The 24,129-nt window shown below is 72.7% G+C and carries 17 protein-coding genes; 3 read left to right on the top strand and 14 right to left on the bottom strand.

Features of this window, described 5'->3' with window-relative positions; genetic code table 11:
* Positions 1-26: 26 nt before the first annotated feature.
* Together hisN and BJ958_RS10080 are read left to right on the top strand one after the other, a co-directional pair.
* Positions 27-935: a histidinol-phosphatase gene (hisN, locus tag BJ958_RS10075; RefSeq protein ID WP_179726706.1), complete on the top strand. Its 909-nt coding sequence runs from the start codon at positions 27-29 to the stop codon at positions 933-935.
* Positions 936-945: 10 nt separating this feature from the next.
* Positions 946-1,377, top strand: a complete 432-nt coding sequence (locus tag BJ958_RS10080; protein ID WP_179726707.1) for a CBS domain-containing protein — start codon at positions 946-948, stop codon at positions 1,375-1,377.
* 98 nt (positions 1,378-1,475) lie between these two features.
* Here BJ958_RS10080 and BJ958_RS10085 read toward each other — a convergent pair whose 3' ends face one another.
* The 13 genes from BJ958_RS10085 to BJ958_RS10145 all read right to left on the bottom strand — a co-directional run bounded on the left by BJ958_RS10085 (position 1,476) and on the right by BJ958_RS10145 (position 23,267).
* Positions 1,476-2,462 (bottom strand): alpha/beta fold hydrolase, encoded by a 987-nt coding sequence (locus BJ958_RS10085; protein ID WP_179726708.1) that lies wholly within the window; start codon positions 2,460-2,462, stop codon positions 1,476-1,478.
* Positions 2,463-2,529: 67 nt separating this feature from the next.
* Positions 2,530-4,008 carry a wax ester/triacylglycerol synthase family O-acyltransferase gene (locus tag BJ958_RS10090; RefSeq protein ID WP_179726709.1) on the bottom strand — a complete coding sequence of 493 codons (1,479 nt, stop codon included), beginning with the start codon at positions 4,006-4,008 and terminating at the stop codon, positions 2,530-2,532.
* Positions 4,005-5,627, bottom strand: a complete 1,623-nt coding sequence (locus tag BJ958_RS10095; RefSeq protein ID WP_179726710.1) for an AMP-binding protein — start codon at positions 5,625-5,627, stop codon at positions 4,005-4,007. Before BJ958_RS10095 ends, BJ958_RS10090 begins: the two co-directional genes overlap by 4 nt.
* Positions 5,624-6,406, bottom strand: coding sequence for a 1-acyl-sn-glycerol-3-phosphate acyltransferase (locus BJ958_RS10100; protein ID WP_218865680.1), 783 nt, complete (start codon positions 6,404-6,406; stop codon positions 5,624-5,626). Before BJ958_RS10100 ends, BJ958_RS10095 begins: the two co-directional genes overlap by 4 nt.
* Positions 6,403-7,257 (bottom strand): alpha/beta fold hydrolase, encoded by an 855-nt coding sequence (locus tag BJ958_RS29005; RefSeq protein WP_179726711.1) that lies wholly within the window; start codon positions 7,255-7,257, stop codon positions 6,403-6,405. The genes BJ958_RS10100 and BJ958_RS29005 overlap by 4 nt, the downstream gene beginning before the upstream one ends.
* Positions 7,258-7,380: 123 nt before the next feature.
* Positions 7,381-8,742, bottom strand: a complete 1,362-nt coding sequence (locus BJ958_RS10110; protein ID WP_179726712.1) for a lipase family protein — start codon at positions 8,740-8,742, stop codon at positions 7,381-7,383.
* A gap of 32 nt (positions 8,743-8,774) precedes the next feature.
* A complete protein-coding gene (locus tag BJ958_RS10115) occupies positions 8,775-11,246 on the bottom strand; it encodes a DUF4129 domain-containing transglutaminase family protein (protein ID WP_179726713.1) in 2,472 nt (823 codons plus the stop codon).
* Entirely contained in the window at positions 11,243-12,529 is a 1,287-nt protein-coding gene (locus BJ958_RS10120) for a DUF58 domain-containing protein (protein WP_179726714.1), read from the bottom strand. The genes BJ958_RS10115 and BJ958_RS10120 overlap by 4 nt, the downstream gene beginning before the upstream one ends.
* 4 nt (positions 12,530-12,533) lie before the next feature.
* Entirely contained in the window at positions 12,534-13,505 is a 972-nt protein-coding gene (locus BJ958_RS10125) for an AAA family ATPase (protein WP_179726715.1), read from the bottom strand.
* 51 nt (positions 13,506-13,556) lie between these two features.
* A complete protein-coding gene (locus tag BJ958_RS10130; RefSeq protein ID WP_179726716.1) occupies positions 13,557-19,721 on the bottom strand; it encodes an Ig-like domain-containing protein in 6,165 nt (2,054 codons plus the stop codon).
* Positions 19,722-19,726: 5 nt separating this feature from the next.
* Positions 19,727-21,280 (bottom strand): serine/threonine-protein kinase, encoded by a 1,554-nt coding sequence (locus tag BJ958_RS10135; RefSeq protein ID WP_179726717.1) that lies wholly within the window; start codon positions 21,278-21,280, stop codon positions 19,727-19,729.
* Positions 21,281-21,288: 8 nt separating this feature from the next.
* Entirely contained in the window at positions 21,289-22,440 is a 1,152-nt protein-coding gene (locus BJ958_RS10140) for an FHA domain-containing protein (RefSeq protein ID WP_179726718.1), read from the bottom strand.
* The gene (locus BJ958_RS10145; RefSeq protein ID WP_179726719.1) at positions 22,437-23,267 is read right to left on the bottom strand and encodes a protein phosphatase 2C domain-containing protein; all 831 of its coding nucleotides are present in this window, start codon (positions 23,265-23,267) and stop codon (positions 22,437-22,439) included. The genes BJ958_RS10140 and BJ958_RS10145 overlap by 4 nt, the downstream gene beginning before the upstream one ends.
* A 185-nt stretch (positions 23,268-23,452) precedes the next feature.
* Here BJ958_RS10145 and BJ958_RS10150 point away from each other — a divergent pair, with 185 nt between their 5' ends.
* Positions 23,453-23,824: an FKBP-type peptidyl-prolyl cis-trans isomerase gene (locus BJ958_RS10150; RefSeq protein ID WP_179726720.1), complete on the top strand. Its 372-nt coding sequence runs from the start codon at positions 23,453-23,455 to the stop codon at positions 23,822-23,824.
* Between the two features lie 18 nt (positions 23,825-23,842).
* On the opposite strand, the gene BJ958_RS10155 is transcribed toward BJ958_RS10150, so the two are convergent.
* A complete protein-coding gene (locus BJ958_RS10155; RefSeq protein WP_218865682.1) occupies positions 23,843-24,124 on the bottom strand; it encodes an RNA-binding S4 domain-containing protein in 282 nt (93 codons plus the stop codon).
* Between the last annotated feature and the right edge of the window lie 5 nt (positions 24,125-24,129).

Raw genomic sequence — 24,129 nt, forward strand, 5'->3', positions numbered from 1 at the left:
CGGCGCCCGACGGCTAGGGTGCCCCTGTGGCTGCCCCCGACTACACCGACGACCTGCGTCTGGCACACCTGCTGGCCGACGACGCGGACTCGCTCACCCAGGCCCGCTTCCGCGCGCTCGACCTGCACGTGATGAGCAAGCCGGACCTGACCCCGGTGACCGACGCCGACCAGGCGGTCGAGGAGTCGATCCGTCGTACCCTCTCCAAGGCGCGCAGCCGCGACGCCGTCACCGGCGAGGAGCAGGGCACCTCCGGGCACTCCCAGCGGCGCTGGATCGTCGACCCGATCGACGGCACCAAGAACTACGTGCGCGGCGTGCCGGTCTGGGCGACGTTGATCTCGCTGGTCGTCGACGACGAGGTCGTCCTCGGCGTCGTGTCCGCCCCCGCGCTGCAGCGCCGGTGGTGGGCCTCGGCCGGCCAGGGCGCGTGGACCGGGAAGTCGCTGATGAAGGCGACCGAGTGCCGCGTCTCCGACGTACGACGCCTCGAGGACGCGTCCTTCTCCTACTCCTCGATCAGCGGCTGGGAGGACCGGGGCCTCGGCGAGGACATGCTCGCGCTGATGCGGCGCGTGTGGCGGACCCGGGCGTACGGCGACTTCTGGTCCTACATGCTCCTCGCGGAGGGCGCCGTCGACATCGCTGCCGAGCCCGAGCTCGAGGTCTACGACATGGCTGCGCTCGACATCATCGTGCGCGAGGCCGGCGGGCGGTTCACGTCCCTGGAGGGCCGCGACGGCCCGTGGGGTGGCAACGCGCTGGCCAGCAACGGGCACCTCCACGAGGCCGCGCTGTCCTTCCTCGGCAGCGTCAGCGACCTCGACGACGACCCCGACTGGCCGCGCACCGGACCGGGCAGCGTGTCCGACCTGCGCTCCCACCGGCACCGCGTGTCGGACGAGACCAGTGACGGCGAGGGCGCTCCCGAGTAGCCTGCGTCACATGCGCATCGCTGACGTGCTCGGTTCGAAGTCGCTTCGCGACGTGGTCACCATCAGTCCCGAGGCCGGGGTCCGCGAGCTGCTCGCGCTGCTCTCGGAGCACAACATCGGTGCGGTGGTGGTGAGCTCCGACGGCACCTCTCTCGACGGGATCGTGTCCGAGCGCGACGTCGTACGCCGTCTGCACAGCGACGGCACGGTCATCAACAACGTCGTCTCGGCGATCATGACGACCGAGGTGAGCACCTGCTCCCCCGACGACGACCTCGACGACGTCCTCGCGGTGATGACCGAGCGCCGGTTCCGCCACATCCCCGCCACCGACGGCGAGCGGGTGGTCGGCATCGTCAGCATCGGCGACCTGGTGAAGCACAAGATCGACCAGCTGCAGTTCGAGCGCGACCAGCTCGACAACTACGTCCACCAGTCCTGACCGCCGACCCGGCGCGAACTGGCCTGCGGAAGCCGCCGACCCGGCAGGAAGTGGCTCGCGTTCGAGCCACTTCCTGCCGGGTCGGCGCGAAGTCGGAGCTAGTTTGTGACGGGTCGCGCGTGCCGTACGACCTCGTCGACGGCGGCGAGGAACACCGGGCGCCAGCGGTGCACGTCGAAGACGACCGAGGCGTGGCCACCGGGGGTCTCGTGGACGGTCGCACCGGGGATCGCGGCCGCCAGCGCGCGCTGTCGTGAGGTCGCGATGGCGTGGTCGCGGCCGGTGACGACGACGGCCGTGGGGACGTCGACCTCCCCCAGCCAGGGCCGGGCGTCGAAGCGGCCCAGGGCCCCGAGCACCTCGGGCATCGCCCAGGCGCTGGTGCTGCGGAACTCGCCCCACGCCCACGTGGACATCTCCGCACCGACGTGCCGCTCGTCGCCCAGGCCCGCGCGCACCTCGAGCACCCGCTGGCGGTAGCGGTCGCGGAAGCGGTCGTTGGCCTTGTGGAGCGTCGGGTAGAACATCGCGTCGCCGCGGGTCTGGCTCCAGCAGGCGGCGGTCGAGGCGAGCACCAGGCCCGCGGTGCGCTCGGGGTGCCGGCGCCAGAAGAGCTGGGCCAGGGCGCCGCCCATGGAGTAGCCGACGGCCACCACCGAGGCGATGCCGAGCTGGTCGAGGACCGCGGCGGCGTCGTCGACGCAGTCCTCGAGGGAGAACCGCTCCGAGACGATGCCGCGGCCGTGCCAGCGCTGGTCGAGCATCACCACCCGGTGGGTCGCGGCCAGCTCGGCGAGGGTGCTGAACCAGGTGAGGTAGGACGTCGTGGCCAGACCGTGGAAGAGCAGCAGGGTCGGCGCACCGGGGTCCCCCGCGGGGGCGCCGGTGTCGACCACGAACGCCTCACCCCGCCCGGGCAGGTCGAGGAGGCGGCCGGCCGGCAGCTCGGGCAGCGCCGGGAAGCGCTGGGTGCGCCGGATGCCGGTCCGCATGCCGAGCACGGCTGCCCTGCCGCCGTACCGAGCAGCGGTGAGCGAGCCCTTGAGGGCATGGCGGGTCGCGGACTTCATCACACGGGTGGTCATCGGGGTCCCCGACCGGTTGTTCGCTGGAGGAGCGCAGCGGGGGAAGCGAAGAATCGGGTGGGGTGAATCACGCAAGGTTCCTTCGCGGGGTCTCGGCGGGCGCCGCCGGCGGCTCGAGGTCGAGCTCGGCCAGCGCGTCGGGGAGGTACGACGCCAGCACGTGGACGTCGGGCAGCAGGTCGGGGCAGGCGAGGAGCGAGAAGTTCATCCGGTCGACGTAGGACCAGACGGTGACGTTGAGGCCGATGCCGTCGACGAGCGGCCCGACGCTGAACAGGTCGGCGAGACGGGCGCCGCCGACGGTGGCCGGCTCGCGCGGGCCGGGGACGTTGGACACGATCGCGGAGAACGCAGCGGGGTGCCACGACGCCGCGTTCAGCCGCGAGTAGGCGCGCACGGCGGCCGCGAACGGGCGCGGCGGGGTGAACTGCGACCAGTCGGCGAGGATCGAGGAGCCCAGCTGGGCGTTGATCCGCTTCGCGTCGGCGGTGGTCTCGGCGATGGTCCGCAGCCGCTCGACCGGGTCGTCGACGTCGGTGGCCAGGGTCGTGAACAGGTTGGAGACGCGGTTGCCCCCGAGCCGGGGCACGGCGTCCCGCTCGTCGGCGCTCACCGGGACGCCGGCCAGCAGCGAGGACGCCGGGCGCTCGTCGTGGTCGGCCATCCAGCGGCGCAGGGCGCCGGAGGTGACGGCGAGGACGATGTCGTTGAGGGTGACGTCCAGGCCGGCGGCCCGGTGCTGGGCGCGGACCCGCTTGAGCTCGCCGAGCGGCAGCGTGACGGTGGCGAACGAGCGCAGCGGCGTGAGGGCGCCGTTGAACGACACCCGGGGAGCGTGCAGCACCGGCACCGGCGACCTCGCGCCGGCCCGCCGCTCGCGGACCACGCCGAGGATGCCGAGCAGGGTGCGCAGCAGCAGCGCCGGGATGGTCCTGATCTGCGCGGCCGCGTCGGCCCAGGCGTGCCGGACCAGGTTGAGCCTGCTGGGCAGCCGGTCGGTCGAGGTGTACTCCTCCTGCACCGCCTCCGGCGTGGCCGCGGAGCGCACGTCGGTCACGTTGGCGAGCAGTGCGTTGGCGGCGGCGCCGTCGGCGAGGGCGTGGTGCATCTTGCCGACGACGGCCACCCGGCCTCCCTCGAGGCCCTCGCAGTAGTGGAGCTCCCACAGTGGGTGGTCCCGGTGCAGCGGGGTGCTCGCGATCATGCCGATCAGCTGCTCCAGGTCGCGCATGCTGCCCGGGTTGTCGGGGCCGCCGACCCGGTGCCGCCGGATGTGGTGCGGCACGTCGATCCGAGGCTGGGTCACCCAGACCGGGTGGTTGAGGCCGAAGGGCACCTCGACGACCCGACGGCGCAGGGGCGGGAGCCTCTTGAGCCGGGACAGCATGCCGGCCACGAAGGCGTCGTACGTCAGGGCCTCGTCGGCCTCGAGCAGCGCGATCTTGAGCGTGTGCATGTGGACCGACGGGGTCTCCATGTAGAGGAACCCCGCGTCGATCCCCGCCATCCTCTCGATGGCGGGGCGCTCGTTGGCCGGGCGGGTCACGACGCCGCCCCGGGCAGCTCGCGGACCATGATCTTGCCGGACGCGTTGCGCGGCAGCGTGTCGAGCACGACGACCTCGCGCGGGACCTTGTAGCCCGCGAGCTGCGACTTGACGTGCCCCTTGAGCTCGTCGGGCGTGGCCGCGCCCGAGAGCGCGACGTACGCCGCCAGCCGCTGGCCGAACGCCTCGTCGTCGACGCCGATCACCACGACCTCGCGCACGGCCGGGTGGGCGCCGAGGACCTTCTCCACCTCGATCGGGTACACGTTCTCGCCGCCGGAGACGATCATGTCGTCGTCGCGGCCCACGACGTAGAGCCGTCCCTCGGCGTCGAGGCGGCCGACGTCGCCGCTGACCATGTAGCCGTCGACGAACTCCTTCGACGCACCCGCGGTGTAGCCGTCGAACGGGGAGGCTCCGCGGACCAGGATCCGGCCGACCACGTCGGTCCCGACGTCGCGGCCGGCATCGTCGACGACCCGGAGCAGGGTGCCGCGCACGGCCTTGCCGGCGGTGTCCGGGGCGTGGCGCAGGTCAGCGGGCTGGGCGACGCTGATCTGCCCGGCCTCGGTGGCGTTGTAGCTGTTGTGGACCAGGTCGCCGAAGCGGTCCATGAACGCGATCACCGACTGCGGCCTCATCCGCGAGCCGCTCGCCGACACGAAGCGCAGGGACCGCAGCGAGTAGCGGTCCAAGATGGCGGCCGGCAGGTCCATGATCCGCTCGAGCATGACGGGAACGACGCTCAGCCCGCTCGCCCGGTTGTCGTCGACGAGCGCGAGCGTCGCCTCGGGGTCGAACCGGCGGCGGGTGACGACGGTGCACGTCATCGTCGCCGCGACGACCAGCTGCCCGAAGCCCCAGGCGTGGAACATCGGCGCCGCGACGACGACAGTCTCCTCACCGCGCCAGGGGATCCTCTCCAGCATCCCGGCCAGCTCGTCCGCGCCACCCCCACTGCGGCGCGCACCCTTGGGAGTGCCGGTCGTGCCGGACGTCAGCAGCACCACCCGGCCGCGCTGGGCCGGCGTCGGCGGCACCTGGCCGGCGTGGGCCTCGATCAGGCCGTCGATGCTGAGGACCCCCGTGGGGACAGAGGAATCGGTCCAGCCGAGGACCTCGACCAGCCCGTCGACCCGGGCCCGGGCGTCGGCGACGACACCGGCGAACTCCTCGTCGTACAGGATGACCCGAGCCCCCTCCCGCTCTATCACGTCGGCCAGCTGCGGACCGGAGAAGCCGGTGTTGAGCAGCAGCGCGCTGGCGCCCAGCCGGGAGCTGCCGATCAGCGCGTCCACGAAGCCGCGGTGGTTGCGGCACAGGATCGCGACCGTCTCGACCGCTCCCCCGGTCACCTCGATCAGGCCGGCGGCGAGTGCCGCGGAGCGGTCCTGCAGGTCCTGCCAGGTCAGCGTGCCGCGCTCGTCGACGAGGGCCGGGCCGTGCGGGCGTCGTACGGCGGCCAGCGCGAAGCTGGTCGTGGCGTTGGTGCCCTGCTGGCGCAGGACCCGGACCAGCCGGACGTACTTGGCCGGGCTCATCAGCACCAGCATCCGGCTGGTGAGGAGCATCCGGAAGACCCACAGCTGGGTGCGCAGCCGGGCCAGCACGGCATTCATCCCAGCACCGGGAAGCGCCGCTTGCGGGCCATCTCGGCGAGCGCGTCCTCCATCCGGCCGCGGACGACCCGGTCGACCTCGGCGAGGTCGGGCTCGGACCCGAACTCCGCCTCGATGTCGATCGGGTCGAGCACCCGGGTGGTGATCTTCGTCGGGAGCGGCAGGTTGAGCGGCGCCGCGGACAGCCCGAACGGGAAGCCGATGCCGATCGGGAACAGGTCCGTGCGCATCACCTTGCGCAGCGGCGAGCGCCTGCCGATCCACTCGCCACGCGTGAGGAACAGCTGCGACTCCTGGCCGCCGATCGAGACGACCGGGACGATCGGGACACCGGCGCGCAACGCGGTGCGCAGGTAGCCGGTGCGGCCGTTGAAGTCGACGACCCTCGACTGCAGCGTCGGGCGGAAGGTGTCGTGGTCACCGCCCGGGAAGACGATCGTGACGCCGCCGTTGGTGAGGATCTCGTGGGCGGCCTCCCGGGTCGCGTTGACGAACCCGAACTTGCGCATGACCGGCCCGGCGGCGCCCGTGAAGAGCATGTCGTGGGCCAGGCAGTACAGCGGCCGGTCGGCGCCGAACGTGTCGGCGAAGGCGACCGCGATGATCGGCACGTCCATCGGCGTCAGGCCGCCGGAGTGGTTGCCGACGATGAGAGCGCCACCGTCGGGAACCTTGTCCATGCCGCTCACCGTGGAGCGGAAGTAGCCCTTCATCGCGAGCTTGAGAAGCGGCAGGACCTTGGCGACATACGCCGGGTCGCGGCCCGCGAGCGCGCTCACGACGCCGCCCCTGCGAGTCCCGCGAGCCCCGCGGCCACGCGTGACCAGGCGAACGGCTGCCAGTCGCCCGGGTCCTGGCGGAGCCGGTCGACCACGACCGAGAGCACCAGCGGGTTGGCGACCATGCCGACGTGGCTGCTGACCACCTCGACGTTCTCGGCGGGCGGGCGGCCGTCCGAGCCGTCGTGCTCGTCCACGGTGCAGCCGCGCCACGGGACGATGCCGTCGGTCCTCGACCAGACCGCGGTCAGCGGCACCGGGACCGGGCCCCGGAGCTGGTCGACGATCTCGCGGGCGTTGTCCACGATGCCGTGCCTGGCCCGGGACCTCTCGAACATCCCGGTGGCGCGGGTGCGCTCCCCCTCGGCCCGCCACGGCGAGCCGAGGCAGACCACCTGGTGGACCCCGTCGGGGTGCTCGTGAGCGAGCCAGCGGGCCAGCAGGCCGCCGAAGCTCCAGCCCACGACGCTGATCGGCTCGTCGTAGCGGTCCGCGATCTCGGCGAAGCGCTGCGGCAGGCCGGTGACGATCCGCTCGGTGAGCCCGTGGTTGCTGCCGAGGTTCCAGCCGTGGACCTCCCAGCCGCGCCGGGAGAGGTGACCGCGGAGTCGCCCGGTGAGCCTGTCGTTGGCCGAGAATCCCGGCAGCACCAGCACCGGGCGGCCACGGCCGAGGTCGCGCTCGCCGGGGAGCACCGGGCCGGAGGCGGTGCGCGCGAGGTCGACCAGGCGCGAGGCGCCGTACTCCACGCTCCAGCGGGGCAGCTCGAGCAGCAGCAGCCCGCGGTGTGGGCCGCGGGCGCCGTCCGGCGCCGCGGCGCCGTGGTCGTGGAAGTCGTACACGTCGTTCACCCCATGTAGAACACGTTCTAGTTTCGAGAAGTATCCCCACAGGTGTTGCGCGGAGCAAGGCTCCGCCCCGGTCCGGGACGCAGATCACAGGACCGGTCCAGACCAGCCGGCCGCGACCGCGGCCTACGGCGCGGGCGCGAGCGGCGTGAGCGGGTTGCCGGCCGGGATGGACGAGCAGGTGCTCGGCGCGGGCACGCCGGCGAAGCGGGCGTTGAGCCAGGCCATCGCCTCGGGCAGCCAGAACGGCACCGAGGTGAAGTGGCTGAGCGGGTACTCGCGGTGCACGACCGGGAGCCCGTCGGCGCAGTACTGCTTCGCGAGCGAGCGCACGTCGCCGGCGATCATCACGCCGTCGCCGGGGCCGAGAGTCCTGCTGCGCGGGGTGCCCTCGAGCTCGCCGGCCGTGCCCTGGCCGATGAACATCGGCACGGTCGGCGTGGGCCGGGTGCCGAGGTTGAGCTGGTTGACCGTGTCGACGAAGACCGGGATCCGCGCCGGGTCTGCGTACTCGGGCTTGGTCATCTTGCGCCAGGTCAGGCCCGGGTAGGCGCCGAGGACCTGGGCGATGGAGGCCTTCTGGAGCTTGGCGTAGACCTGCTTGCCGTAGTCGTTGAGGTAGGGCGTCAGGTCGATGCCGAACCCTCGGGCGACCCCCACCACGGCCATCGGGATGACCCCGGCCCAGACCATCGAGCCGTCGACGTAGCCGAGGTTGGCCGAGGGGCGCACGAGGACGCCGCCCTCGGCGGCACCGACCAGGCGCCGGTCGATGTCGGGGGCGTAGCCCGGCGCGAGGACCGAGGCCCAGTTGGTCGCGATGGCGCCGCCGGAGTAGCCGATCAGGCCGATCCGCGCGGTCGGGGCGATGCCGGTGCCCGGCGCCTTCAGCGCGGCGCGCAGGGAGTCGAGGGTGACCTGGCCGTACTCCGGCCCGGCGGCGAAGTCGGCGGTCGGGCCCTGGGTGTCGGCGACCACGATCGCGTAGCCCTGGAGCAGGAAGCCGGCGAACAGCGTCGTCTCGACGTGCGCGGCCATCACACCCGGGCTGAACACGCCGGAGTAGGCGCGGGACGGGCCGTCCTCGGGGTTGAGCGAGTCGTAGAACGACTGGTAGCCGATCACCTTGGCGGTGCGGCCGACGAGCGGCCGGACCACCGTCGTGACGCCGGCGACGGCCTCACCGCGCTGGTCGGTCGTGCGGAACAGGACCTGCACCAGCTGGAGCGGCAGCGGCAGCCTCGCGATCCGGTACGGCAGCGCGCGGGTCGCCAGGACCGTCCCCGGCGCGAGGTCCGCGAGCGGGGTGCTGCCCGTGTAGGTGAAGAAGGGGTCCGGAGTCGCCGCCGCCTCCTGCCTCGCCCCCTGCGCCGTCGGTACGACGGCCGGTCGCGCCTGCGACGATCCCGCGGGTGCGAGCGTCGCCACCGTTGCCATCACTGCCGCCAGCGCAGCGCCGAAGCGCACCCGCCTCCTGGAGATCCCCATGCCGGGATGGTTGTTGACAGTCCTGTCACTTGTCAACGGTCGCGATGGAGGATCCCGGCCACTCCCCGCGCCAGTCGGCGCCCTCCGGCCCGGACCCGGACCACCGGGCCCAGCGCGGCGAACCAGCGCCCGGCACGGCGCGCCCTGCTCCCGAGCCCGGCGCGGAGGCGCTCGAGGCCGGCCCGCCACGGCACGGAGGCCAGCGAGAAGCGGGCCAGCAGCCGACGCCACCACGGGGTGGCCTTGCGGATCCGGCGCAGCGCGGTGTCGACGTCGGCCCAGTAGGCGTGTGCCTCCTCCGGGGTGGGCTCGCCCGCGCCGTATACGTGACGGTCGGCGGTGTGGGCGAGCGTGACGACCGGCACGGCGTCGTACCTCTCCGCGACGGCGTAGGCGCTCTCGCGGCGGGTGGAACCCGGCGCGGGCCGCACCCCGAGGTCGCGCACGCGGTCGGCGAGCTCGTGCCAGGCACCGGTCAGGCGCCGGGTCGGGTCGTCGGCACGGCGGCGGCGTCGCCGGCGCAGGAACTTGAACAGCAGCACCCCCCACAGCGGCGAGAGCAGGAGCGCGACCTTCGCGACGTCGAGGGCGATGCCGAGGATGGTGCCGAGCACCGCGAGCACGTCGAGCTCCTTGCGGTGGCCGTCGCCCTGCTGGAGGTTGTCGCTGGCCTCCTTCGGCTCGCCCGGCACGCGCGGTGGCTGCAGGACCTGGGGCTGGGGTTCCTCGTCCGGGTCGTCGTTGGGCTTGCGCAGCTTGTGGTCCTCGGGCGGGGTCGGGTCGAAGGGCACCCAGCCGGCGCCCGCGAGCTTGACCTCGGTCCAGGCGCTGATGTCCTGCCCGCGCACGTCGTCGCCGCCCGGCGGCACCTTGAACCCCAGCACCACCCGGATCGGGAGGCCCATCTGCTGACCGATGACGGCCATGGCCGCGGCGTACTGCTCCGCGTCCCCGACGGGCGTCGCGGTCTTGGTGAGCTCTGCCAGGCGACTGGCGCCGTGCCCGGCCGGGACGTCGTCGTCGATGCCGTCGGAGTAGAAGCCGTGCTCGCGGAAGGCGTCGCGCAGGAACAGCGCGAGCTCGCCGCCCGAGCCGCCGGCGAACTTGTCGTCGACCTGCCAGCGCTGCACCCGGTCGGCCAGCTCCTCCGGCACGATCCTGGGCGCCGGCAGCGAGACCGACGGGTCGGCGGCGAGGACCGCGATCTCCTCGTCGACCAGCGGCGGCGGGGTGACCGCCTCCACCTCGAACGTGGTGCCTGTCGTGACGCCGCCGATCTGGGCGACGGTCCCGGTCTCGCGGTTGATGACCAGCTCGGCGGCGGAGGCGTCGTCGGCACGACCGTCCCTGACCGGGGTCATGGACAGGGTGTCGCCGACGCTGGGGACCCACACGCCGGTGTAGCCGGTAACCGTGATGGAGCCGCGGGTCGTGGCCTTGGCCTCGGCGTCGGGGTCGTTGCGCAGCCGGCGGAAGGTGCCGGAGTCGTGGGCGCTCTCGGGGCCGCCCGAGACGTTCCACACGATGCCGTCGTACGTGTCCATCACGGCCAACCGGACGCGGGTGCCGCTGTCGAGGTCGTTGACGGAGAACAGCGAGGTCTCCGTGCGCAGCGGCTCCTTCTTGTAGGCGCGGAACTTCGACAGCGGGCTCGGGTAGTCGTGGGGGTCGAACGGCGGGTCGACGTGGTCGCGCAGCACGACCCGGTTGGCCTGGGGGTCGGCGAGGGCGCCCAGCCCGCTCGCCGCTCCCCCGGCCACCCCGACGACGACGAGGGTGGCGAGCACCCGGCGGCCCCACCGGGCACGGACATGGCGCAGCGAGCGCCAGCGCAGCCACACGAGGCCGATGACGGCACCGACCAGGCCGCGGGTCAGCGCTGCGGGCGCGGTCACGTCGCCGAACGCAGCCGACAGCACCAGGACCAGGGCCAGGACGACGCCCGCGAGGCCGGGCCACCGGGAGCGCCACAGCAGCACGCCGGCGGTGAGTCCCCCGACCAGTCCGGTCACGAGCGGGACGATGAGCACGACGCCGGTCTCGGTGAGCGGCACGGGCAGGGTCAGCGACTCCCGCCAGGACTGCACCAGCCCGATGACCAGGTCGTGCAGCGAGTCGGCCGTCGGCACGAGCCCGTTGGCGGTGCGGTTGGGCACGGCCACCGCGGACCCGACCAGCAGGTAGGCGACAGCAACGGCGAGCGCGGTCAGCCACGGGCCCCACCGCCACCGGGCGCCGGTCCAGGCGATGACGACGCCGAGGACCAGGCCGACGACGACGGCGACCAGCCAGCGGTCGCCGGTCCACGCCTGGCCCAGCGGCCAGGCGCACAGGACGCCGAGCCCGACCACGAGCACCGCGTCGATCACCGTCAGCCACCACGGCGGCAGCACCCCGCGCCCGCGACGGCGCTGCGGGACGACCACCACGGGTCCCCCGCGGCTGGCCGAACGGCTGCTACCGCGGACGGGCGGCGGGACGGGGGCACTGGTCGGGTGACTCATGCCGACACCCGTCGTACGGCGACGCCGAGCTCCTCGAGGCGGCCCACCGTGGCGACGCCCAGGTCGCCGAGCCAGCGCACCGAGGGCTCCTCGCCGACCAGGCAGCGCACCGCGATCACCCGGGTGTCGACGGGGAGGTACTGACGGGCGCGGCGCAGGTCGGTGATCGACACCCCCGAGCCGATGCACAGCACCATCACGCTGGCGGCGAGCTCGTCGCCGCTGAGGTGACGGGCGACGTCGACGAGTCGGTTGGCCTGCCAGTCGTAGGTGAGCCCGGAGAGGCCGTCGAGGAACCGCTGGGCGCTCGCGGCGGGCAGCGAACCGTGGGACGAGGCGGCGCTCAGCCGCTGGCCGTCGGCGAGTGCCTGGGTCCCGAGCGAGCCGGCGACCGAGATGGCCAGTTCGAACTGCTCGTCGCTGGCGTAGTCCTCGAGCCGGGAGCTCACCATCGTGAGCAGGTGGGAGCGCCGGGTCTCCTCGAACTGGCGGACCATGAGGGTGCCGGTCTTGGCACTGGACTTCCAGTGGATGTGGCGGCGGTCGTCACCGGCGACGTAGCCGCGCAGGGCGTGGAAGGACACGTCGTTGTCGGACACCTTCGGCACCGTGCGTCCCTCGAGGTCGCGCACCAGGCCGGCCGCGGAGCCCTCGACGCGCAGCGTCTTGGGGTGGACGTAGAGGGTGTCCATCTCGCTGAGGTGCCGCTCGCGGCGCAGCAGGCCGAGCGGGTCGGACCGCACGGCCGTCACCGGGCCGACGTCGAGGACCGCGCGGTGCGCGGTCGGGACGGCGAACAGCTCCTCGTGCTCGGCACCGGGTGCCAGGCCCGGGAGCTCGAAGGCCGCCCGGCCGGCACCGACGGGGAACTCCACGACCAGCGAGCGCGAGCGGCGCCCGCTCGGGTTGGCCACGGTGAGGTACCCGTTGGCCCGCTCCCCCACGATCACCCGGTCCCGGGCGAGGTCGAGGCGGGCCAGCAGCGGCAGCCGACCGACGACGAACGCCACGGCGAGCAGCAGCACCAGGGCGAGGAACGCCCCGGCGACGACCAGCTCGCGCCAGTGCAGCATCGGACCGGCGACCAGCAGCGCGACCGCCAGCACGGCGACCACCCAGCCCGCGGGCGTGACCGCCTGCGTGACCGGCGCGACCACGCGGCGGACCCGCTGCGTGCGCTCGGCGACGCCGTCGCGCAACCGGCCGCCCAGCGCCTGGCGGCGACGGGACAGGTCGGTGAGCGTGCGGCGGACGCCGGCCGCCCAGGAACGGGGACCCTTCATCGGCTCATCGACCAGCCGGCTCCAGCGGGACCGACACGCGCTCGAGCACCCGGCGCACGACGTCCTCGGTCGTCGTGCCGCGGAAGTCCTCCTCGGGGTCGAGGACCATCCGGTGGGCCAGGACCGGCACGGCGAGCGACTTCACGTCGTCGGGCACGACATAGCTGCGGCCGTAGGAGAGCGCCTGGGCGCGGGCGGCGCGGACCAGCGCGAGGCCGGCCCGCACGCTGGTGCCGAGCACCACCTCCGACGCCTCGCGCGTGCCCTCGGTCAGGCTCGAGACGTACTCGTAGATGGTCGGCTCGACGTGGACCTGCTGGGCCAGTCGGATCAGGTGGAGCACGTTGTCGCCGCTGATGATCGGCCGGAGCACGGTGGCCGCCTTGCCCTTCGGGGCGGTGGTGAGGATCTGGACCGTGCTCTCGTGGTCGGGGTAGCCGAGGGAGGTCTTGATCAGGAACCGGTCGAGCTGGGCCTCGGGCAGCCGGTAGGTGCCGGCCTGCTCGATCGGGTTCTGCGTCGCGATGACCATGAACGGCTGGCCCACCTGGTGGGTCACGCCGTCGACGGTGACCTGGTTCTCCTCCATCACCTCCAGCAGCGCCGACTGGGTCTTGGGCGAGGCCCGGTTGATCTCGTCGGCCAGCACGACGTTGGAGAAGATCGGCCCCTGGTGGAACTCGAACTGCTGGGAGCGCTGGTCGAAGATCGTGACCCCGGTGACGTCGCTGGGCAGCAGGTCCGGCGTGAACTGGATCCGGTGGTGGTCGCCCTGGATGGTCTGGGCGATGGCGCGCGCGAGCGAGGTCTTGCCCGTGCCGGGGTAGTCCTCGAGGAGCAGGTGCCCCTCCGCGAGCAGGGAGACGAACGCCAGCCGGACGACCTCGGTCTTGCCGACGATCGCCTGCTCGACGTTGGCGACGAGCTGGGCGAAGGTCTGCGAGAACCACTCGGTCTCTTCGGTGGTGAGCGACATGGTGTCCTTTCGGGCTGCTGGTGGGATGGAGGCGGGGACGGCGTCCGGGCTTCAGCCGCCCTTGGCCGCCGAGGCGGGCACCCCGTCGACGAGGACGTCGGCCGACCCCGTCCCGCTGAAGGTGCAGTTGGCGCCGCCCACGCGGTAGACGAACTTGCCGTCGTAGAGACCGGAACCGCTGACGGTGCCGTCCATGCTGCCGCAGTCCGCGCTGGGTGCGACGCCCTTGAGGGTGACCGCGATCGGTTGGGACACCCTCGCGAAGCCGTACCCGGTCACCAGCAGGGCGAAGTTGTTGCCGTTGGTGAAGCTCGCACTGAGGATCTTGTCCTTCGAGCGCGCCTGCAGCGTGACCTCGTTGCTGTACTGCCGGTCGCCCGTGGCCGAGGAGACCGCCCGGGCCTTGATCGTCGCCGTCGCGCCGCCTTCGGGAACGTCCACGGAGAACTGGCCGCCGTAGTCCTGGAAGGCACCGCCGTCGACGCTGACCTGGAGCTTCAGGATCGACTTGCCGTTGTAGGAGTCGTCCTTCGGTGCCAACTGGAACAGCGCGGCGTAGTGGGACGACGAGGTGGTCGAGTTGAGCGTCGGGTCCAGGGGCTTGCCCCACGTGTCCACGTTGGCGATCGAGTCCACCGCGCCGTCGACCGGGTCGCCACCGTTGTAGGTCACCGCCCACACCTTGACCGAGTGCGTGCCGTTGTTGGGGAAGGTGATGTCGATACCGCCGGAGGGCGCGCTGCCCACGGACGTCGGTGCGTTCGAGTCGGTCTGGACCATGTAGCGCTTGATCTCGAGCCCGCCGTCGTCCTGGGGCGGATCCCAGGCCAGCGTGGCGGTCCGGTCCGCCGGGGACTCCCGCGTCTGCCGCAGGTTGCGCACCGGGCTGGCCTTGGTCCACGGCCGGCCGGAGGCGCTCGGGCTCGGGTCGCTGGTCCCGGCGTCGTTCACGGCGGCCACCGTGAAGGTCACGACCTTGCCCTTCTCGATGCCGTCGCTGCTGTCGAACAGCTTGGAGGTGGCCGATCCGTCGACGGAGTACGTCGACTGGCGACACCCGGTGCAGCTGATCTCGTAGCGGGAGACCGCGTTGCCGTTGCTCTGGTTGGCGGTCCACTTGCTCCAGTCGATCTGCACCCACGGCCGCTCGGTGTAGCTGTCGGCCTGGCTCGCCTTGAGCTGCGGAGGCGAACCCGACTTCAGTGGGACGCCGAACGGGGTCCCGGCCTTCGACGGTCCGGAGAACTGCCGGCGGGGCTCGACGTCGTTGACCGCCCGGATCTCGAAGGCGTACGGCGTCCCGTTGACCAGCCCGGGAATGACCAGCGACCGGGCCGTGCCACCCGCCGTCCACGTGTTGGTGCTGCCAGCCTCCTTGATCTCGTAGGCGGTGATCGGCGAGCCCTCGTTGGCAGGAGGCGTCCAGCGCACGGTGAGCTGGCGGTCCATCCGGCTCCCGGTCGGGCGGGGCTCGTTGACGATGGTCGGCGGGGACATCAGCTCGGGCGCCTTGTTGGGGACGATCTCCTCCGAGGCGGGGCTCGTCTTGCTCCACCCCTCGCTGTTGCGGGCGCGCACGACGAAGCTGTAGGCCTGCCCCGGCGTGAGGTTCACCAGTCGGCAGGTCGGGTCGGCGCAGCTTTGCCGGAAGCCCTTGCCGTCGGTGACCTCGTACTCCTCGATGGGCGCGCCGTTGGCCGCCGGCTCACGCCAGGACAGCACTGCCGAGGACGCCTCGACCGACGACGGGATGGGCCGGTCGGGCGCGTCGGGCACGGCCACCACGGTGACGGTGATCCGTGCGGTGCGGTTGCGGGAGCTGTCGCCGGACGCGTCGGCGACCGTGGCCGTGACCACCGACGTCCCGGTCTTCGTCGGGGTGAACCGGACGAACGTGCCGTCGGCCCGGAGGCCGGACAGGGCAGGCCCCGAGGCGACCCGGGCGTCGCTGACCTTCAACGGCTTGTCGGGGTAGGGGTTGACCGCGGAGGCCGCGACGTCCACACCCATCTCCTCGTCCTTAGTGGCCGTCACCGTGATCGGCGAGACGCGCAGCTCGGGACGGTCGTTGCCGACGACGCGCACCGTCACGACGCCCTCGTCCTGACCGCCGTGGCCGTCGTCGGCGAGGAGGTGGACCTGAGGGGGCGTCGCGGCGTCGACCTTCGCGCCGCCACCGGCCTCGACCTTGAGCAGGGTGCTGTCGGAGGCGATGCTGGCGCTGATGCCGTCGTCGACGGACGTGACGGTCCAGCTCATCGTCTTCTCGTCGCCCTCGTTGGCGTCGCGGGTCAGTCCGGACAGGTCGACCTGTGCCGGGTCGCCGTCGACGGCGACGTCGACCGACGCGTTGCGCATCGCCGGAGGCACGTTGCCGGACGGCACGACGTCGATCGGGATCGTGAGGAGTGCAGTGAGAGCTCTGTCCTCGGCCAGGGTGCGCCCGTCGGTGACCTTGACGGTGACCGACGCGGGGCCGACGTGGTTGCGGGCCGGCACGAACCTCAGCGACGTGGGCTCACCCTCGACCGGGCCGACGATGCCGTTGATCGCGGAAGGCTCGGTGTCGGGGACGATCCGGGGGTGCCGGCCCGCGCGGGTGACGACGAGGTCCTCGAGGTCGACGTCGGTCGGCGACCCCGCCGGGGCCTTGACCGGCACCAGGTCCTTGTCGGTGGTGAGCTGCGGCGGGACGTTGTCGGTGCCGGTGACGTAGATGACGCCGTAGGTGCCGCCGGACTCGTCGTCGGCGTCGTCGAGCTGGTAGAGCACGACCTGGTCCTCGGCCGCGAGCCGGACCCGCACGCTGCTCTCGTCGCGGACCTCGCACTCGCCCTTGCTCCCGGCGTCGCAGCTGGTGACCCGGAGGTCGGCCTTGGCGCCGTCGAAGTCGACGTCGTTGTCGAGCACGGGGATCTCGACCGTCTCCCCCGGGTCGCGGCCGATGACGTCGCTGAGGTCTGCGACGTCGTCGCGTGCGATCGGCGCGTAGAACGGGGCGTCCCGGCTCGCGGTCACCTTCAACAGCGCCGAGTCGGAGGCTCCGGCGGCGTCCTCGACCGTGTAGCCGATGCTGGTGGGCACTCCGCCGTGGGTCGGTGCATCGCCGACCTCGAGCTCGATGAAGCCACCCTCCCTCGTGGCCTTCGCCGCGTCGCTGCTGATCAGGTCGTCGGTGATCCGCAGCGGGTCGTCGTCGGGATCGACGTCGTTGGCGAGGACGTTGTAGGAGATGGTCCGGTTGGGCTGGACCAGGACGGCGTCGTCGAGCGCGACGGGTGGCTGGTTCTCCGTCTCCTCCGGTACGACGCCGACGCGGACCTCCGCGACACCGGTCGCGCCGTACTTGTCCTGGACGAGGAGCTGGAAGAAGTCGGTGCCGGCCTTGCCCTCGAAGGCCTCGTAGCGGATCCAGTCGACGCCGGTCTCGACGATGCGGCCCAGGGTCGGCGCGGTGAGGATGCTGCGGAAGGCCACCGAGTCGCCGTCGGGGTCGGCTCCGCCGAGGTCGACGCCGATCACCTTGGGCCGTCCCGCGATGACCCGGTCCGTGATCGGCTGCGGCAGCGGCGCCTGGTTGTTCTTCGGGGAGTCGGGGATCACGTAGATGTCGACGACGGCCGAGGCCTTGAGACCGTCGGCGTCGCGCACGCCGTAGATGGCCGAGTAGGTGCCGGGCTTCTCGGGTGCCTGCATCCGCAGCACGTCTCCGGCGACCCAGATGTCGAGGTCCTGGTCGTTGCGCAGGTCCTCCTGGAACAGCCGGGGCTTGCCGCCGTCGGGGTCGGAGTCGTTGCCCAGGACGGGGATCGTCGTCACGGCGCCGGCCCGGACGGTCACCTGGTCCTTGTTGGCGATCGGTCGGCGGTTCTCCTGGGTCGAGGACCGCTGCGTGACGACCAGCTGTCCGGGCACCGTGCTGCGGCCGTCGGAGACCCAGTAGTCGACGGTCGCCTGCCGCCCGGCGATGTCGCTCGACGAGCTGACCACGGCCAGGCGCTTGTCGACGACCGACACCTTGACGCCGGGCACCGACGTGCGCCCGATCCGCTTGACGACCAGGACGTCGCCGTCGGGGTCGAGGTCGTTGAGCAACAGGTCGACCTGGGCCGTGCCGCCGGAGGTGATCACGGCCTTGTCGCGCACGGCGATCGGCGGGCGGTTGTCCTTCGGCGGCGACTCGATGTCGAGCCGGACGACCGAGGACTCGGTCGCCGAGGAGTTGTAGGCGGAGTACGAGAGGTAGTAGCTGCGCGCCTTGCTGGCGCGGAACGTGAAGGTGCCGGACTCCAGGTCCTGGGAGATCTCGGTGCCCTCCTCGTTGCCGACGACCTTGACGTTCTTGAGCGTCAGGTCGGTGCCCTCGGGGTTGCGGTCGTTGGACAGCGGCTGGACCACGACGGCGGTGTCGGCGACCCCCGAGGCCAGGTCGGGCACGAGCTCGGGTGGCGCGGTGTCGCCGACGATCTCGACCGGCAGCGGCACGTGCGTCTCGCTGGCCCCGTCGTCGATGGTGACGTCGATCTCGCTGACCTTCTCCCCCGCGCCGGTGTCGGTGAAGGTGATCGTGCCGTCGGGGCGGTACTCGACCTCGCCGCCGCGTGCCTCGGCGCCGGTGACGGTGAGGTCGTCACCGTCCTTGTCGTAGTAGTCGGCCAGCAGGTAGTAGCTCGAGCTGGCGCCGCTCGCGACCCGGAGCTTGGGCTCGCGCTCGTCCATCTTCTCGGGCCTGGCGTTCTGGTCGTCCTTGCGGATGTCCAGCGTGACGGTGGCGTAGACCTCGTCGGTGCCGCGACCGTCGGTCACGTAGTAGCGGAAGGTGGAGGTGCCCGTGACGTCGGGCGGCACGGCGACCTGCAGCTGGGTGCCGCCGCCGACGATCTTCACCTCGAGCTCGGGGCCGCCGAGGTAGGAGGTCTTGGAGATGCTGATGATGTCGCCGTCGGGGTCGTGGTCGTTGAGCGCCACCACCGGGAGCACCGTGGAGCGACCGGGACGCGCGCCGAGACGGTCGTCCTGCGGGTCGGGCGGGCGGTTCTCCTGGTCGGGGACCTCCTCGCTGATCTCCTTGAGCTTCGACTTGTTCTCGTTCTGGGGATCGACGGCCGGCCAGTTGTCGATCTTGGCCTTGCCCGGGTCCTCGACCAGCCAGGCGTCGCCGGTGACGGTGTCGTTGAGGACGACGACGTCCCGGTTGACCCGGAACTGGAGGTACGCGCCCGGCTGCATCCCGGGGATCGGGGTGGTGTCGTCGCGCTCGTCGCCGTCGCAGTCGCGCAGGTAGTTGTGGGTCGACTGCGGGTCCGACCACGCGGCGTAGACGCACCCGGTGCCGGTCATCTGGACGGGCGCGGCCGGTCGCCCGGAGACCTCGCCGCGGCTGATCTCCTTGACCGCCCCGCCTTCTCGCCCGGTGACCAGGAGGCCCTCGCGCGTGGCCAGGTAGACCTCGTCGCTGTCGTCGGAGGCCTGCTGCAGCTCGACCTCCGTCGAGTCGGGGGTCTCGATGACGACCGGCTCGGTGCCGGGGCGGGAGAGCTCGTAGGAGTTGCGGTTGAACAGCACCGGCGTGTCCCCGACGACGGTGAGCGCCACCTTCGTCGCGTCGTTGCCGACGCCCTTGCCGAGCTGGAACGACTCGCCCTCGACGGCGGAGCCGCTCTCGTCGAGGGTGAACGGCGTGACCTTCCCGTCGCGGCCCAGCACCCAGGCCCGGCCGTCGGTGCCGACCGCCGCGGTGAGCGCGTGCTCGAGGTCCGCCGGAGTGCTCTTCGGGGCGAAGCCGCGGAACCGCTCGGCCGAGCGCACCCAGGCCTTGCCGCTGACCGGGTCGACCACCGCGAACGTGGCGCCGCCGTTGGCGACGATCGCGCCCGACGGCAGCGAGGTCGGGTCGAGCGCGCGCGCCCGGACGACGTCGACCGGCTTGACGGAACGCTCGGACGAGGCGTCGTCGACGTACACGCTGGTGGCGCGCTGGAAGACGTCGAAGTCGGCGCTGCCGGCGTCGACGCCGAGGTCGAGCTCCTTGATCTGGGGGTTGAGGCGCGCGACCAGGCCGAGGTGGTTGTTGGTGACCCACACCCCGCCGTCGTTGAGGTCCACCTCGGTGAACGGCTTGCCGTCGTGCTCGAAGGCGAGCACGACGAGGGTGCCCACCACCAGTGCGAGGACGGTCGCGGACGCCGTCCGGCGCCACCTGCGGATCCTGGTCATCGTCGTCACCCTCCCGTCACGCACGTCCGCTGCGAGAGAGCCGACGTCTCCCCGCCCTCACGGATGACCGCCACCTCGATGCACACCGTCGCGTCGCGCTCGACGGTGAGGGTCTTGCTGGTGGCCTCGATGTACTCCGGCGCGCTCTGCTGCACGCCGTCGCCGGAGAGCAGCACCTTGAACCTGTCGCCGGGCCGGGGGGTCTCCTGGGCCCAGGTGAAGGTCCACCGGGCGCCCTTGCCCGACTTCGACACGACCGGCGCCGGTGGCCGGTCCAGCAGCTCGACCGGGTTGGGCGGGTCCTCGCCGCGCAGCGTGCCGTCCTTGCCCCCGTCCTGGTCGCCGGAGCTGCCGTCCAGGAGCGCGAAGCCGATCGCGCCGGCGACGGCTGCGACGACCACGCCGATCCCGATCCGGGCGGGTACGCCGAGCTGGCGCTCCTCCGAGCGCTGCGGACCCGAGCGCCGGGCCGACCGTCCACCGGTCGCGGCGCGGCGACCGGAGTGCCCGGAGAGGCTGGCGTGCCCGGAATGCCCCGAATGCCCCGAATGCCCGGAGTGGCCGGAGTGGCCCGGGTTGCGGGTGTCCTCGTCGAGGCCGGGCTGCAGCGGCCCGGGGCGGTCGTGGACCGCGGCCGGGATGATCACCGACACCGGTCGGACCAGGGTCCGCGCGTCGTTGGGGTGCTCCTCGCCGAGCGCCGACGGGGAGGCGTCCATGACCTCGAGCCGGGTCGGCGACTGCCGCAGCTCGATCTGCACGTCCTGGAGCTGGCGGCCGAGCACCATCGCCGAGACCGGGCGGCGCTCGACCTCGACCGACATCGCCCGCCGCAGCACGTCGACCAGGGACGCCGGCACGTCCGGCCGGCGCAGCGGCGTGAGCTGCCCGCGCTCGATGCGGGTCATCAGCGAGGCGTTGTCGTTGGACGCGTCGCGGCGCTCGAACGGCGGGTGGCCGATGAGCAGCGAGTAGAGGGTCGCGGCCAGGGAGTAGACGTCGCTGCGGACGTCGTGGCTGTCGGCGGCCAGCGACTCGGGCGGCGACCACGGGATGGACAGGCCCTGGGCGCCGGCGCCGGTCTCCCCCACGACCGAGGCGATGCCGAAGTCGGTGAGCAGCGGCACGCCGAAGGTGCTGGTGAGGATGTTGTGGGGCTTGATGTCGCGGTGCAGGATCCCCGCCCGGTGGGCGGTCTCGACGGCACTGGCGATCTTGACGCCGATGTCGAGGACCTCGGCGACGGCGAGGGGCTGGGTGCGGTAGCGCTGCGCGACGTGGGGTGGAGGGCAGTACTCCATGACCAGGAACGCCCGCCCGTCGGAGCTCACCCCGGCCTGGTAGATCGGCACGATCGAGGGGTGGTTGGACAGCTGGGCCATCACGTTGGCCTCGGCCCGGAACAGCTCGATCGAGGCGGCGTCGCTGCCACTGCGCAGCACCTTGATCGCGACCTGGCGGGTCGGCAGCTCCTGCTGGTAGCGGAACACGTCGGCGAACCCGCCCTCGCCGACGAGGTCGACGAAGTGGAAGCCCGGGATCTGCGGTGGTTGCTGCATGACCCGCCTCAGACCTCGTCGGGCGCCGGGACGACGGTCGCGGTCAGGCCCTTGGACAGCGTGAGCACGTCGCCGAGCGCGACCTCGGTGACGACCCCGCGGTCGAGCGGGACGGGCACCCGGCCCTGGCGGGCGAGCAGCGTGCCGTTGGTGGACATGTCGGTCACCGTCACCCGGGCGCCGTCGGCGGAAACCTCGAGGTGGGTGCTGGACACGTAGGGGTCGTCGACGGTGACCAGCGCCGGCAGGTTCTGGCTGCCCCCGACCTGCTGGATGCGGGGGCTGCGTCCGATGAGCACCCGGCGCCGCACCGGGACCACGCGACCGGTCGACAGGGCGAGCGCCACCACGGGACGCACGGCGACCGCGGGCGGCCGCATCGTGGGCGGCGGGGCGTTCGGCGGTGCCACGGCCGGGGGCACGGCGGGACCGGCGGGCGGCGTGGCGGGGGCGTTCCCCGGCTGGGCCGCGGCCGCTCGCAGGGCCTGCAGCTGGGCCGGGGTGATCGTGTGGCCGTCGTGCTCGGGCGACGGATCCCCCGTGGGGAGCGGCTGCCACCCGGGGGGCGGGACCGACGGCGGGGCCGGCGGCAGGGCCGAGGGCGGCGGGGTCGTCGGAGCGTCCGGACCGGACGGCGGGGGGACGGCGGGCCGCTGGCTCCCGCGCACGACGGTGTACTCGTCCGCGGGGGCGTAGCCGGTCTCGGGGGCGGGCGCGGGCGCGGTCGCTGGTGCCGGTGCCGGTGCCGTGGACGCCGGGTGCCAGGTCACGCCGGCGCTGCGGACCACGCCCGCGGTGAGCGGCAGCGCCGGGCCGGCGGCCGGCGCACCGATGGGGGCGATCTCGACCGCGGCACCGGGGCCCAGCGTGGCCGTGGCCTCGGTCCACATGGTCGCGTCACGCCCGTCGACCGCGAACCCGTCGACGCGGACGACGAGGCCGCCGCGGACCAGGATCCGGGCCTCGGCCCCCTCGAGACGCACTGCGGCGAACTCGGGCAGGGCGCTCAGGTCGCCGCGCGAGAGCACCTCGACGACCGTGGGGGCCGCCAGGTCGCGCTCGCGCAGGGCCGCCACCTCGGCGAGCCGGTCGGGCGTGCTCACGACGACGCCCTCGTCGGTGACGAGGGTGGCGAGCTCGCCCGGCAGGTAGCTGGTCATCGGCCCTCCTGCGGACCGGGAGCGGTGCGCTCGACCGCGGGCGCAGTGGCACCGGCGCCCTCGACGTCGACGACGACGACCGTGACGTTGTCGTGCCCGCCGGCCGCGACCGCGGCGTCGACGAGCGTCAGCACGGTCCGGTCCGGCGCCATGTCCTCGGACAGGATGTGCAGGATCGCGGTGTCCGAGAGCTCCGAGGTGAGGCCGTCGGAGCACAGCAGCAGACGAGACCCCGGCTCGGCCGGGATCAGCGCGAAGTCGGCCTCGGAGACGGTCAGCGCACCGATCGCGCGGGTCACCACGTGCCGCTCGGGGTGAGCGATGGCCTGGTCGCGGGTGAGCTGGCCGGCGTCGATCAGCTCCTGGACCACCGAGTGGTCCTTGGAGATCTGCTCGAGGACGCCGCCGGCGTAGGTGTAGGCCCGGGAGTCGCCGATGTTGGCCAGCAACCAGTAGCCACGGCCGTCCTCGAGGACGTACGCCGCCGTGACCAGCGTCGAGCCGGGCGCGGAGCTGAACTCGGCGGCCAGCGAGGCGACCCGCGTCTGCGCGGTGGCGATCGCCGCCTCGACGTCGGCCGGCTGCACCTGGTGGAGGCTGGCGAGCGACTCGAAGGACTCGACCACCAGCCGGCTCGCGACGTCGCCACGCGCGTAGCCGCCCATGCCGTCGGCGACGAGGAAGACGGGCGGCGCGACCAGGGAGGAGTCCTCGTTGACCTCTCGGACCCGGCCCGGGTGGGTCCCGGCGGCGTGCACGAGACGCGTGGCGTGCCCCGGCGACGCCCAGGACTCGGCGCCCGTCGCGTTGACCCGCACTTGTCCCACCCCCGAGACGTCCCTGCCCCCATGCCCCAGCCACCCGACGGTTGGGACGCTGGGCGCAGCCTAACCCGCTGCCGCGAGTGGTGAGGCATCGATGGACGAGGCGGCCGACACGCCCTCCGGCCGGGCCCGGCCCGGCAGCGTGCGCTGCGTGCGATCCCCCGGCCGGACTCATCTACGCTGGCCGGATGAGCCAGAAGCCCGAGATCGACTTCGTCGACCCCACCCCGCCCACCGACCTCGTCATCACCGACCTCACCGTCGGCGAGGGTGAGGAGGCCACCGCCGGCAGCACCGTGTCGGTCCACTACGTCGGCGTCGCCCTGTCCAGCGGCGAGGAGTTCGACGCGTCGTACAACCGTGGCACCCCGCTGCAGTTCCGCCTCGGCATCGGCCAGGTCATCCAGGGCTGGGACACCGGCGTGCAGGGCATGAAGGTCGGTGGCCGCCGTCAGCTGGTCATCCCGCCGCACCTCGGGTACGGCGACCGCGGCGCCGGCGGCGTCATCAAGCCCGGCGAGACGCTGATCTTCGTCGTCGACCTGCTGGGCGTCAGCTGACTCCCTGCTCCACCCGACTCACCAGGGCAGGTTGTCCGGTACGTCGCCGTCGGCGACCCGGGCAGCCTGCCCCTGCAGCTCCACGACGTCCCCGACGCGCAGCTGCCGCCCCCGGCGGGTGTCGACCTCGCCGTTGACCTTGACCAGCCCGTCGGCGATCACCGGCTTGGCCTCGGCCCCCGAGTCGACGAGGTTGGCGAGCTTGAGGAACTGACCGAGCCGGATCGACTCGTCCCGGATGGGGACGTCGACGGGCACCGGGCCCTCGGGCTGCGGATCCTTCCGCTTTCGGCCGAACATGGCCA

The sequence above is a fragment of the Nocardioides kongjuensis genome, assembly GCF_013409625.1.
Classification (GTDB): Bacteria; Actinomycetota; Actinomycetes; order Propionibacteriales; family Nocardioidaceae; genus Nocardioides; species Nocardioides kongjuensis.